The 12,416-nt window shown below is 69.8% G+C and carries 10 protein-coding genes and 1 pseudogene; 8 read left to right on the forward strand and 3 right to left on the reverse strand.

Annotated elements, in window-relative coordinates:
- Positions 1–16: 16 nt before the first annotated feature.
- Positions 17–349, reverse strand: a complete 333-nt coding sequence (locus ABH941_RS29485; protein ID WP_370132611.1) for a hypothetical protein — start codon at positions 347–349, stop codon at positions 17–19.
- A 309-nt stretch (positions 350–658) separates the two neighbouring features.
- Between ABH941_RS29485 and ABH941_RS29490 the strand changes: the two genes are divergently transcribed.
- Positions 659–2,629 (forward strand): DEAD/DEAH box helicase family protein, encoded by a 1,971-nt coding sequence (locus tag ABH941_RS29490; RefSeq protein ID WP_370132612.1) that lies wholly within the window; start codon positions 659–661, stop codon positions 2,627–2,629.
- On the opposite strand, the gene ABH941_RS29495 is transcribed toward ABH941_RS29490, so the two are convergent.
- Positions 2,626–3,663, reverse strand: a complete 1,038-nt coding sequence (locus tag ABH941_RS29495; RefSeq protein ID WP_370132613.1) for a hypothetical protein — start codon at positions 3,661–3,663, stop codon at positions 2,626–2,628. The genes ABH941_RS29490 and ABH941_RS29495 overlap by 4 nt on opposite strands.
- A 336-nt stretch (positions 3,664–3,999) precedes the next feature.
- Between ABH941_RS29495 and ABH941_RS29500 the strand changes: the two genes are divergently transcribed.
- The 3 genes from ABH941_RS29500 to ABH941_RS29510 all read left to right on the forward strand — a co-directional run bounded on the left by ABH941_RS29500 (position 4,000) and on the right by ABH941_RS29510 (position 6,572).
- Positions 4,000–4,419, forward strand: coding sequence for a GFA family protein (locus ABH941_RS29500; protein ID WP_370132614.1), 420 nt, complete (start codon positions 4,000–4,002; stop codon positions 4,417–4,419).
- 127 nt (positions 4,420–4,546) lie between these two features.
- Positions 4,547–5,473 (forward strand): hypothetical protein, encoded by a 927-nt coding sequence (locus tag ABH941_RS29505; protein WP_370132615.1) that lies wholly within the window; start codon positions 4,547–4,549, stop codon positions 5,471–5,473.
- A gap of 184 nt (positions 5,474–5,657) precedes the next feature.
- Complete coding sequence (locus ABH941_RS29510; protein ID WP_370132616.1) at positions 5,658–6,572, forward strand: hypothetical protein; 915 nt, start codon at positions 5,658–5,660, stop codon at positions 6,570–6,572.
- A 479-nt stretch (positions 6,573–7,051) separates the two neighbouring features.
- Here ABH941_RS29510 and fxlM read toward each other — a convergent pair.
- Positions 7,052–8,005, reverse strand: a pseudogene (gene fxlM / locus ABH941_RS29515) (methyltransferase, FxLD system); the annotation flags it as partial.
- Between the two features lie 586 nt (positions 8,006–8,591).
- On the opposite strand from fxlM, the gene ABH941_RS29520 reads away from it, so the two are divergent.
- The 4 genes from ABH941_RS29520 to ABH941_RS29535 all read left to right on the forward strand — a co-directional run bounded on the left by ABH941_RS29520 (position 8,592) and on the right by ABH941_RS29535 (position 12,335).
- Positions 8,592–9,182: an XRE family transcriptional regulator gene (locus ABH941_RS29520; protein WP_370132617.1), complete on the forward strand. Its 591-nt coding sequence runs from the start codon at positions 8,592–8,594 to the stop codon at positions 9,180–9,182.
- Complete coding sequence (locus tag ABH941_RS29525; protein ID WP_370132618.1) at positions 9,179–10,372, forward strand: M20 family metallopeptidase; 1,194 nt, start codon at positions 9,179–9,181, stop codon at positions 10,370–10,372. The genes ABH941_RS29520 and ABH941_RS29525 overlap by 4 nt, the downstream gene beginning before the upstream one ends.
- Before the next feature lie 149 nt (positions 10,373–10,521).
- Positions 10,522–10,644 (forward strand): hypothetical protein, encoded by a 123-nt coding sequence (locus ABH941_RS29530; RefSeq protein ID WP_370132619.1) that lies wholly within the window; start codon positions 10,522–10,524, stop codon positions 10,642–10,644.
- 101 nt (positions 10,645–10,745) lie between these two features.
- Positions 10,746–12,335 carry an asparagine synthase-related protein gene (locus tag ABH941_RS29535; protein ID WP_370132620.1) on the forward strand — a complete coding sequence of 530 codons (1,590 nt, stop codon included), beginning with the start codon at positions 10,746–10,748 and terminating at the stop codon, positions 12,333–12,335.
- Positions 12,336–12,416 lie beyond the last annotated feature (81 nt).

Below are 12,416 nucleotides of genomic sequence, written 5' to 3' on the forward strand. Positions count from 1 at the left end.
TTGGGTGAGCTGACGGTCACCCATGGTGCCAGCGTCGGGGTGCCGGTGCGATGGAGTAAAGCGGCGGCCGGTCACGGGGGTTCGCCTGCCGCCCGGCTGTTTTGGAGCAGGGCTTCCAGGTCGTCCGGGCGGAGGTAGCGGCGATAGAGGGGGCGGCGTCGAGCTGATCGCTGTCCCGGCCGCAGAACGCCGCATCCAGGTACATCAGGCGGCGCAGGGACTGGGCGTGGATCGGGCGACGGACGCGGTCCAGCGTCTGGCCAGGGCCCAGGGCGCGCAGGGCGCGGGTGCCGATCAGCCGGTTGGCGTCGAGCAGGCGCAGGTTCCCGCCCGTGACCCTACCGGCCAATCTTCGAGCCCGCGATGACCGTTCTGCTGCCCAGCGGCCAGGCCGTGAACGATGCGTGCTGGAATAGGCGCTGATGGGGGCCAGCACCTCGGCGCTGAGGGCCTCCGACGGGCGGAACGCGGGCATCCAGCGCTCGCGGCTGCACGAGGCCGGCGCGGACACAGCGCTCTGACGGAGCAGAGCGGCCGGGGCACTCGCAGGACCGCGTCCCCACTAGGAATCTCCGATCCGCGATCGCATTTGCGGCTGGCCAGCCGGTCCTTCGGATTGCGGAATTCATCCACAGGCTGGTAGATCCAGGATCATGGCATGACGAATACGAAGCCCAGTGTCAAGGAGCATCTTCTGACCAGCAGTTGCCGACCGTCTGTCCCGGTCGGCGGGTACGACTCCGGCGATCACCAACCGCCTCGGTCGCAGCCACGCCCCCATCAGTTGGAGGCGCTGGACAGCGCCGAAAGTCACCTGACCCTGCCGGCCTCCGGGGTCCTGCCTTCGGAGGGCCTACGGTGCCAGATCCGGTCGGCTACCGGGACAGGCAAATCCCTGACGGCAGTATGGCTCGCCGACCGATTGAACGCCGACAGGGTCCTGGTTCTCGCACCGACCCTGGCGCTCTTGGAACAGAACGTCGGCGTGTGGCAGCGAGAGGGCAGAGGCGGCCTGATGCTCGGACTGTGCTCGCTGAAGGCAGGCCACCGACCGCAGGGCATGGACTGCACCACCGACCCGGACGCGTTGCTGGAGTGGACGAGGGGCGCCGACCGGGTGACCGTGTTCGCCACCTACTCCTCGCTCAAGAATTTGGAGGCAGCCCACCAGAGGGGGCTGATCCCCTGGGATCTCACCGTCGTAGACGAAGCCCACCGTACAAGTGGCGCCTGCGATAAATCATGGGCCGTGATCCACGACAACCAGCGGATCCCCTCGGACCGCCGTTGCTACATGACAGCCACCCCGCGTATGTGGGAACCACGGGAGGAGGATGCGGTTGCGGCCTATGAGAGAGGCATGGGGCCGGACGACCTGGTGGCGTCCATGGACAGCCCCCTCTTCGGCCCGGTGGCCGCGGACTTCTCCCTCGGTGAGGCGATCGCGGCGGGAATGATCGCCCCGTACCGGATCCTGTGCGTCGACATTCGTGACGATCACCTGAACCACCTGCTGGCCGTCGGCCACGACAGGAATTCCCCGCAGGTTCGCGGAGCCCGGCTCGAGGCGCTGCGGACCGCCGCTCTGACCGCCACGGCTGCCTACGACCTGCGCCGCACCCTGACCTTCCACCATCGCGTCGCAGAGGCCCGTTCCTTCAACGCCGGACTCGGCGAGGTGGCCCGCGAGCTCTGGCTGCGCCACCCGACCCAGAGCCCAAACCCGAACCGCCTGTGGACCAGGACGCTGCACAGCGCGGACAGCATGACCGTTCGACGCCGGGCCCTGAGCGAGTTCGAGGCCGGAGCCGACATCTACGGGACTGCGATGGAGCGCAGCCTGCTGTCCTCCGTGAAACTGCTCGGGGAGGGGGTCGACACCCGGGAGTGCGACTCCGTGATCTTCTGCGACATGCCGGGATCGATGCCGGACCTGATCCAGGCAGTCGGCCGATGCCTGCGGATGCAGCCTGGGGAAGGCAAGATCAGCACGATCATCGTGCCGATCTTCCTGGGCCCCGGGGAACTGCCCGGCGACATGCTCACGTCCAAGGCGTACAAGGACCTCGTCCGACTCCTCGAAGCCCTCCGGGCCCATGACAGGGAGGCAGTCGAGCAATTGGCGCTCCCACGCTCCGGGGCCGAAACCTGGCGTCCGGAGATCCTGCAGTTCTCCACCTGGCGCGATCCCGTACTGCTGGCCACCTGCATGAAACTCCGGGTACTGCGGCCCGAGCTGGTCGAGTTCACGCGCGGCGTCGCCGCCAGCACCCTGTACCGCGATCAGGTCGGCGACCTGCGGGTCCCCTACAACTGCAGGATCGAAGTCCCCGGCATCGGCCTCTACTCGCTGGGTGCCTGGATCGCCGCAGTCCGCCGCGACCGTTCCGCGGGAGCTCTGGACAACGATCAGATCGCGATCCTGGACGCACTGGACATGGAGTGGGCCCCCTCCGCCGGACGCATCGGCGGGGGAGGCCCGGGACGGCACCACGGACTGCTGGCCGGGGTGCAGTTCCGGACGCGGGAGGGCCACATGAACGTACCCCTCGCCCACATGGAGCCGATCGTCCTGGACGACGGCAGCACCGTACTGGTCAAGCTGGGGCGGTTCCTCGCCAGCTGCTAGATCGCCTGAAGGACATCGGCCCGCAGGCGTGTCAGCGGCTTGCGCGCACCGAGGTGATCGAGAAAGTCCTCAGCGGACCAGGTTGCGAGGGTGGCATTGCGGGTCAGGTACCAGCCGACCGAGGTGATCCCGTACTCGTCCCTGGTGTCGAGCAACAGGTATCCGAGGAGTTGGTGGATGTCGTTCTCCGGCAGCTTCAGCGGTTCGCTGGCGCTCTTGAAGTCGATCAGCAGCCCGTCGACAAGGAGGTCGCCGTCGGCGGGCATGCCGGAGAAGACGGGGCCGCCGTGGCAGACCTCGCGGGTGGTAGCGGCGCGCAGTTCCCCGAGCGGGCCGGTGCCGGCCAGATCGAACTGAAGGAGTATGTCGTGCACGACGTCGTGATTGACCAGATCCAGTGCGTGCTGCAGGGTGAAGGTGTCCGGGCGGCGCGCCGCGGTTCGGGCCAGAGGAGTCCGGTTGAAGGCACGCCCGGCGCGCTGGGCCACCGCGAACCACGCAGCGACCACGAGAACCCGCGCGAGTAGGTCTTCGTCGTCGCGCGCTCGGCCCATACTGTTGCTGCGATCATCGGTGCTCATGTCTTCGACCAGGCCTTTGGCCAGGTCGGCCAGATCCCTGCCCACGGACGCGAGCGCGATGGCCGTGCGCGGATCCGAGACGACCAGTAGGACCTTCTCGATCCCCCGGAGCGTAGCCTCGTCCAGCGGCGCCTGTGCGGTGAATGCAAGCCGCAGCCGCTGATCGATCGCGGTACCGACCGTGCCTGCCTCGCTACCGAGGCTGCCCGGCGGCGAGAGGACGCGGCGCTCTGCGGCTCGTCGATCCCCTGGGAAGTACTTGGCCCTGAATGCCTCACGCAGTGGGGCCGCCCCGGCCGGGAACTCCTTCGCCAGGAACTGCCGTAGGGGGCCGCCCGACATCCGAAGTGCCTTGGTAAGGCTGAGCCCGCCCCCATAAGTCCCTTGCCCTGGACCGATCAGTCGGAGGTCGCCCGGTGTGCCGCCCACGATGCCCATGTCTGTGCTGTTCATGGGAGCAGCCTGGGCGCGCGAGCCTGTGGATAAGTTCTACGCCCGGCACGGTCAAACCGTTGGTGCGCTGGGGCCCGACGCCGACGCGGCACACGGCCCTGCCGGCCACCGGTGCGGTCCGCGACATCCTTGTGCCGATTCTCCGACAGATTGCCCACTCCGCAGGCAGCGGATCCCACCTCGCGCGGCGGTGGTCGAGCACGGGAAGGGGACGGCACGGTTCACCGTCAGGAGTGAACCTGCCCGGGCTCGATGGGGGCGGGTGCCCCGAACACCGATACGCCGCCACGGGACGAGGCACACTGGCGGGCGGAAGTCTTGTCGGCAGCAAGGGAGATGCGCGTGTCCGGACCGACGCCGGTACCCGAGGTACGGACAGGGAGCTGTCAGTGCGGTGACGTCACCTACGCGGTAACCGGCCCGGCAGACGACCCGCACCTCTGCTCGTGCAGCCACTGCACCCGGATCTCCGGGGCGCCGACCGTGGAGTGGGTCGGCTTCCGAGCACAAGACCTACGGTGGACCGGACCGGGAGGCGAGCCGACATGGTTCGCGACCTGGCCGACCCTGCGCCGCGGCTTCTGCCCCCGCTGCGGGACGCACCTGATCTCCGTGGCGGACGGCTCGCTCATGGTGATGGTCACGGCCTTCAGCCTGGACGACCGCACCGGCCTGGAGCCGGTCGGCCACAGCTTCCGGGCGGAGGCGGTGCCGTGGATGACGGTCACCCTCGCCCCTGACCCAGCCCATCGGTAGGGCCAGGACGGGAAGCGATCCGCTGGCCGCAGCAGGATGCGCGCGACACACTGCGCGAGGTCTTCAAGGTGGACACGGACATACGCCCGGGCCTGCGCCTCCGCGCCGGGCTCAGCGCACCGAGGAGGTGGACGACACGAATCGCCGCGAACTGCTCTCTCTCGGGCTGGCGGCCCTGCCTGCAGTGAACCGCCAGCCCACCCGGCTCCAGCAGGTCGATGTTGCACGGATCAGCGAGCGGACCCATGCCTTGGAGGAATGGGACCGCCGCAGCGGCGGGAGAACGGTGCTGCACTACACCCGAGCCGAATTGCAGCGCACCCTGGACCTCGGTACGACCAGCATGACCCCATCCGTCCGGACAGCCTGGACTGCCGCGGTCGCCGCGCTGGCCGGCTTGGTCGCCTGGACCGGGTTCGACGCCGGTGCCGATCCCGACGGCACCGCCTTCAGGCTCGGCGCGACGGCCGCCCGCCAGGCTGGCGACAGCGGAGTGCTGTGCCACATCACCAGCAACTGGGCCCGCCAAGAGATCCACCACCGGCGTCCGCACGCTGCGCTGGACTTGCTGGACTCGGTCTCCGCCGGGGCACTGCCGCTGACTGCCCGTGCCATGCTCTCGGCCGTCCGAGCCCAAGCCCACGCAGCCCTGGGTGAGACCCGGGCCGTGACCAGCCACTTGCTCGCGGCAGAGCGCTGGCACGCCCGTGTCACCGACCCAGCCGGGCAGCCGACTTGGACCCACACCATCACCGCATCGAAGGTCGCCTCGGACGGTGGCTTCGCCTGGTGGCTGCTGGCAGACGCGACCGGACAGCGCGGCCCGGCGCTGACCGAGCAACTGCGCGACTCCCTTGCCCAGGCACAAGGAGGACAAGCCCGCGTCCGGGCGATGACCACCGCCCGCCTGGCCGGTGTGCTCTACCAGCGCGGCGACCGCGACGAAGCCGACCACTACGCCAGCAGCGCCGTGAACCTGGCCGTCGGCATCTCCTCCATCCGCCTGGGCAGATCCCTGGTGGAGATGAAACAAGCCGCTCTCCTTGCCCGATGAAATGCGCACCACCGACTTCCGACGACGAAAGACCGCAGCATGAATGCCCGTTGCCACGCCTGCTGGAGTGGCCCGCGACCGGCTGATCCGTCCAAGGCCAGCACGAACACTGTCGGACCGACCGGTCCGCAGTTCGCGAGAAGATAGCCTCGAAAGGTCTCCCCTTGCCGCAGAAGGAGCCCACGTGGGCCTGACCCGCACCGACCTGTCCTACAACACCTTTGGACCGGCGGACCTGATGAGAGTCGACTACGTCGACTGGTCACTTCGCGTCAATGACCCGCATGAGGCCGCCCCGGAGGAAGTCGGCGAGCTGACCAAGACCGCAGTGACCGAACTGGCTGACTCCCTGGGCTGCAAGTTTCAGCACTGCGTGGACTACGACTCTGACGGCGGCACCCCCTACTACAGGTGGTCGGTCCTGGTGCCCCAGGCCGAACACCGGAGCCAGGACCCCGACGGTGTCCCCACCGCGGTCAACCGGATCCACCAGTTACTCCGCGGCATGCTGCCGGGTTTGGATTCCTGGCATGTCTCCCCGGACCGCGACTGGACCCGCCGACGGGCTATCGGGGAGCTGATGAAGGAAACCTATTGCGACCTCGTCACCGCCCTCGACGAGGAGTTCCTCGCGGCGCGCACCGGCGGCGCCGAGGACTTGGAGCCCTCGGCACAGCTATGGCACGAGGACGAGAGGACGATGGTCGGCTCCTACGCGATCTGGCTCGGCCATGACCCCGCCTACGATCCCCCGCACACGTGGCTCGTCCTGACAGCGGGAACCTGGCCGGAGACCGACGCGGACCAGATGGGCCCGCCCTGGAGCACCTATGACAGGCCAGACCCCAACAAGCGCGAACTCGACCGGTTCAACGTGGGCGACTCCGCGCCCGTCCTGCTCCTGCCGCGTCCGACCTGGCCGATCTTCACCGCGAAGGTCACCACCGGCGCCACCCCGGGGAGAGGGACCATCTTCAGCAGCGACGCCAAGGCCGTCGGCGGCACCCACCAGTGGAACGCCCGCGACCCCAGGGTTCTGGCAGCCAACATCCGCCGGGACCTGGACCTGCTCTTCCCCGGATTCCTCAAACACTCCTAGGCCCGCTGTCCGGCCGGCGCATCGCTACAACGCAACGCGAGGAACACGGAAGCCGCCTACAGCAACCCGTCGCTGGCCACCCGCGGCGGCCCCCTGCATGCCGACCAAGCGGCAACTGGCCGACAGACTCTCGGACTCCCACATCCTCTTCGACGATGCCCGGCCCAGTGGTACGGGACACCGCTGCTCCACGGTGCCAGCTCCGTTCCCGACACCGGCCGACCAGGTCAACAGGCGGCGTAGCCCGGGCCAGCGGACCTGAAGGTCAACTGACCTGGACTACGAATTCCTGCGTCGTCACCAGCCGATGGCCAGGCGGGTGTCGGGACGGGTGACCTGGACACCAGCGGCAAGCTGGTCGTCGGGTGTGGTGGCGGGGTAGGCGGTGACGACGGGCTGCGCGGGCCAGTCCTGGCTCCACTGTTGCAGGAGGTCGTTGACCTGCCCGATGAGTTTGTCGCTGTCCGGGCCGTGCGCGATCAGGCCCAGCTCGTTGGAGTCATCGTCTGTTGGGCGGGCGGTGAGGTAGACGAGGGTGCCGCTGTCGTACAGGCCCGCTCCGGCCCACCGCAGGGGGGGTCGGCCAGGCCGAGGGCACGTGCGGAGGGACTGACGGACAGCCGGCCGAAGCGCAGGCCGCTGGCGATGGTGGCGAGCCACAGGTCGAGGTGGGCAGCCGCTTCGTCGTGGCGGACGTGGATCCCGGTCAACTGTTCACGGGCGCGGTGGGTTAGGGCCTGGGCGAGGGCGGCTTCGTCGGGCAGGTCCTCGGCATCGACCTTGAGGATGACGTCGTCGGCGAGGCGGACGTGGCGCTCGCCCATTTCTGAGGCGCCGCGCATGGGCACGAACCCGCAGACCTCCGCGTTGGTGCTGAGCATCCGATCTTGCGCTGTGCGGTCGAATGCGAGGGAGCGGGTCAGGCCGCTACCGTGCAGGCGCAGCGGCACGACGAGGCGGCCGCCGACGGCGAGTTGCTGCCACCAGGCGGCGGAGACGTCCCAGGCACCGGCGGTGACGATGATCCTGTCGAACTTCGTTCCGCGGGGGTAGCCGAGCGCGCCGTCGCCGCAGACCACCTCGACCTGGGTGTATCCGGCGGCGGTCAGGCCACTGCGGGCGCCGGCCGCGAGGTCCTCGTCGAGTTCGATGGTCACGACCGAGCCGGCCGGGCCGACCAGCTCGGCGAGGAGGGCTGCGTTGATGCCGGTGGCCGCGCCGATCTCCAGGACGCGGTGGCCCGGGCGGACGTCGAGCTGCTCGAGCATGGCGGCCACGAGGCTGGGGCTGGAGGCGGAGGAGATCGCGGCGCCGTCCTGGGCTCGTTTGGTCACCACGGGCTTGGGCGCGTAGGCGGTCGCCAGGTCCACGCCGGGCAGGAAGAGGTGCCGGGGCACAGTGCGGAAGGCGTCCTTGACCTGGGGGTACGGAAGCTCCCGAGACTGTCGATCCTGGCGATGAGGGCCTCACGCAGCTCGTGCACGTCGGGGGCCGGGGTGTCGGTGGAGGGCATGGTCACTGGCCTGACTGTAGTGGGGTGGGCAAGGTGCGTCCGGGCAACCTGCGGGGCGGCGTCGGGTAGCGGCTCCCGGTGGAAGACCACGCGGCTGGCGGCGGCCGCAAGGATGTTCTGGTGCTGCGCGGAGATGCCGAGCCGGTTGAAGGCGAGCCAGCCGATGGCCACCAGCGTTGCATCGCCGCCGCTCTCCACCCGTCATCGCGCAGTCCGCGCACCCGCTTCGCGCAGACTGGTGGTGGGCAAGCTTGTCCCGTCAGTGGAAGCGGGGACATCGACCGGTCCAGGGGGACAAGGGGGATGCAGTGAGCAGGGGAGAATCGGCGTTACGTCGGGCACGGGTCGCCCAGTGCTGGGTCCTTGAGGAAGCAGCCGAGGCCCTAAACCAGATCACGGGAGGGTCGGCGGACGCGAGCCTCCTCAGCGCTTGGGAGTCGGGCCGCAGGCGGACCGGATCACGAAACCGCGCAGGACTGTGCAAGCTCTACGGGGAGCGCGCCGAAGTGCTCTTCGCGCACCAGGACGGCCCGGCCGAGAGCGTGCTCGAGGCGACGGGGACGGCGGTGGTCGTGCAGGTGCTGACCCGGTACGTCGACCTGGTCGAGGCCATGGGGGAGGTCGTGGCTGGTGCCCGGGAGGTGCTGGTGGTCACCGGATCCCGCTCCCGGGAGAAGAGCTACCTGGCAGGTATCGAGACCACGGTGGCGCAGCGCCCGGACCTGGTGCACTACCGGGTGCTGTACGGGCCGCCGCGGCACCACGTGCTGGCTGAGCATCTGGTGCGGCTACTGGAACTTCGTGATCCCGCGGCACGTCGCAACGGCGTGAAGACCCTGCACATCGGCCTCGTAGAGCCGGAGCAGGCGCTGGAGCGGTTCTTCGTCGCCTCCGAGAGCTCCGCGGTGCTGCCGCTGCCCTCGTTCAACGGTGCAGAGGGGTTCGACTGCGGGATCCGGGTGGGTGCCGAGGCCGCGGTGGGCCTGGTCCATCATGGCCGGGAGGCGTGCGCCTCGGCGCGGCCGGTGGAGACGATCGAGGCGGTGCGCGCCCTGCCGGTGCGCCACGGCCCAGTACACGGACAGGGAGCAGCATGATCAACGACCTGATGCGAGCGGCCGAGCAGCGTTCGGCATCGGTGACCGGACTGGCCCAGCGGCTGGTGCAGGTTCCCAGCCAGGGCGGAGTGGACTCCTACGAGCCGGTGCTGGCGGTGGTCGAGGACTGGCTCGACGGCCAGGATCTGGGTTGTCGGCGCCTGCGCAGCCCGGCCGGGGAGCTGGTGGGCCTCCTGGTCGAGGTGGCCGGCGCCGGGCCGGGCCCGTGGTGGGCGCTGGACGCCTGCCTGGACACCGCCGGATTCGGAGACCAGTCGGCTTGGTCGTTCCCTCCCACGAGCGGAGAAGTGCGCGGGCACATGCTGCTCGGGCGTGGTGCCGCGGACTCCAAGCTTGCGGCCTCGATGTTCTGCCACCTGGCCATGGACCTCAAAGCGGTCGCCGCCCGGTTCGCGGGCGGGGTGGCGGTGCTGCTGGACGTGGACGAGCACACCGGCGGCTTCGGCGGCGCCCGCGCCTATCTGGCCGACCCGGCAGTTGTTCGGCCCAGCGGCGTCATGATCGGCTATCCGGGCCTGGACGAGGTTGTGGTCGGCGGCCGCGGCCTGTGGCGGGCGGTCCTGCGCGTCCACGGCACGTCTGGGCACTCCGGCTCCAGCCGCAGTGCGGTGTCCGCCATCTCCCGCGCGGCGCGCATGGTCATCGCCCTGGAGGGGGCCGAGCTGCCCCCCGCGCCGGTAGGGGCTGCGTTCGGGTTGTCTCCGAAGCTGTCGGTGACCGCCGTGCACGGCGGTGAAGGCTTCTCGGTCACCGCGGACCTGTGCACCCTGAACGTGGACATCCGCCTCACCCCGGCTTTCGACGCCCACGACGCGGAGACCCTGGTCCGTAAGGCCATCGCCGAGGTCGACGGCGCGCTGCCCGGCCCGGCCGCCACCGACGTGGTCACAGGCGCGGTCTGGCCGCCCTTCCAACTGACCACCGGGCAGCAGCCCGGCGCCGCACTGGTGTCTGCCGCCCGCGCGGCCGCACTGGCGGTCACCGAGAAGACCGCCGGCCCCTCCAACATCGGCAATTTCCTGGCAGGCGAGGGCATCGCAGCCACCGCCGGCTTCGGCGTCCCCTACACCGGGCTGCACGGCACCGACGAGCAGGCCGACCTGCGCGAACTACCTCGCGTCTACGCCGTCTACCACCGCGCTGTCCTCGACCTCCTCGGCGTCAACTGACGCCGGGCACGGGGGCAGGGTTCCAACTGCGTCCCATATTGCTCCCAGCGTGTTCCAGCCAACTCCCACGCCCGTCTCTTCCGCGACCCGCCCATCGGCGCTGACATGGACTCAGCACACCGTCGACGCACCGCAGACAGGAGTTGGACATGGAACCGACCGACCTGAACCAGGTGTTCACCGGCCCGGCCCGCACCGCGGTACCGGGCGCGACCACCGCCCAGGACAAGCCGCAGGGCTCGGAGGACCAGGGCTACCGCGACGAGAACTGATCCACCGCCAGCCACAGGGGCCGGCCGCGCACCTCCAGCGGCCGGCCCCCGCCACCTCCCACCCAGTCCAGGGCGACGAACGTGAGAGCGAGGACAGCACGATGTTCACCATCACCCTGGCCACCGCGGACCTCTCCTCCCCGTGGGCATGGAACGACGGACACCTGACCACCGGCACCAGCGACATCGCCGCGCTGCGCCACCCAGCGCTGGAGACCATGGTGGCCACAGACGGATCCCGCACCCTGCTGTCCGTCCGAGAACGGGCCGCCGATCACCGCACCACCAGCGACACCTGGTCCTGCGTCAGCCCAGCCCGTTTGGACACCCTCGCCGCCCAGTGCACGCAGTGGAGCCTGGAACACACCACGCTGGTCATCGACGCCACCACACAGGAAGCCACCATGACGGCTGGCTCCTTCGGCACCCTCCCGCTCTACCTCACCACTACCACGAACGGAACGCTGCGCGCCTCCTGGCAGCTACCGGACCTGCACCGCCAGTGCAGCCTGAAGAGTCTCGACCAGGCCACGGCGGCCGCTCTGCTCGGCGGAACCCGCACCTACTCCCAGCACACCCTCTTCGAGACCGTGCGAATGCTCACCGAACGAGCAACCGCCACCTTCGACCACCACGGCCTTCGCCTGGCCTACCCCGAGCCGGCCGAGCACGGCCTGCCCCGCGACCTTGCCCTCGGAGTTAACCCCGTCGCCGTGTTCGGCGCCCTCCTCACCGAGGCCTGCACCCGACGCCCCCTATCCGCGCGGCCCGTCGCCGTCCAACTGTCCGGCGGCATCGACAGCGCCAACGTCGCCATGACCCTTGGCCAGCTCCACCCAGGTCAGACGACACCAGCAGGCCTGCTGATCGGCGGCGACGCCGGCCCGCAGCAGGCCCGCCGCCGCACCCGCATGATCGACACCATGGGCCTGGGCACCGACATCACCGTCCACGCCAGCGATCACCTGCCCTACGCCCCCGACACACTGCGCACGGCCCGACCGCTGGCCGCCGGCCCGGACGAGGAGCCCTACCTGGAGATGGGCGACGCCCTCGCTCAAGCCCTCGCCCGCAGCAACATAACCATGGTCTTCACCGGCTTCGGCGGCGACGAGTTCAGCGCACCCCACACCCCCGCGACCCCGACCCTAGCCGCGCCACGCCGCCGCGGACTGTGGCCATGGCTGACTCCGATCGCCCGAGAGGCCGCCCAGGAAGCACGGTCGCGAACAGCCCCCGCTCCGCGCGTGCACCGCACCACGCTGCAGGCGCTGGCCTGCGCCGACCCGCTCCAAGTCCGCCAGGGGATCTGGCCCGTCCACCCCTTCGCCGACCAGCAGATCATCCGCTTCGGCGAGTGGCTCCCAGACCAGTGGCGCCACGACAAGAGCCTCCAACACCACCGCCTCGCCATCCTGCTGCCCGCCGACGTCGTCCACGCCCCGCTGCGAGAGAACTTCGCGCACCTGATGACCCGAGCAGTGCACCAGCACCTCGCCCCACGCCTCCTGGCCCAGCTGCCGCAGCTCCGACTGGCCGACACCGGCCTCATCGACCCTGACCGGCTCGCCCACACCGCCCGGACAGCCGCCTCCGACCACGCAGCTGCCCACGACCACGCCGGCCTTTACGCAGTCCTGGCGCTGGAGAGCTACCTGCGCGCACTGGAGCAACCAGACACCACGCGGTGAACAGGGGGCGAAACGGTGCGAGCGATCACACCGGGACACCAGACTGGCTCAGGTGACCGGCATCCCTCCCGCACCACCACC

This window comes from Streptacidiphilus sp. EB103A, from assembly GCF_041261405.1.
Lineage (GTDB): Bacteria > Actinomycetota > Actinomycetes > Streptomycetales > Streptomycetaceae > Streptacidiphilus.

Bases quoted from the DNA above. Each gene is read 5' to 3' on its own strand.
- ABH941_RS29535 (WP_370132620.1), top strand. From the start codon at position 10,746: ATGTTCACCATCACCCTGGCCACCGCGGACCTCTCCTCCCCGTGGGCA.
- ABH941_RS29490 (WP_370132612.1), top strand. From the start codon at position 659: ATGACGAATACGAAGCCCAGTGTCAAGGAGCATCTTCTGACCAGCAGT.
- ABH941_RS29525 (WP_370132618.1), top strand. From the start codon at position 9,179: ATGATCAACGACCTGATGCGAGCGGCCGAGCAGCGTTCGGCATCGGTG.
- ABH941_RS29500 (WP_370132614.1), top strand. From the start codon at position 4,000: ATGCGCGTGTCCGGACCGACGCCGGTACCCGAGGTACGGACAGGGAGC.
- ABH941_RS29530 (WP_370132619.1), top strand. From the start codon at position 10,522: ATGGAACCGACCGACCTGAACCAGGTGTTCACCGGCCCGGCCCGCACC.
- ABH941_RS29495 (WP_370132613.1), bottom strand. From the start codon at position 3,663: ATGAACAGCACAGACATGGGCATCGTGGGCGGCACACCGGGCGACCTC.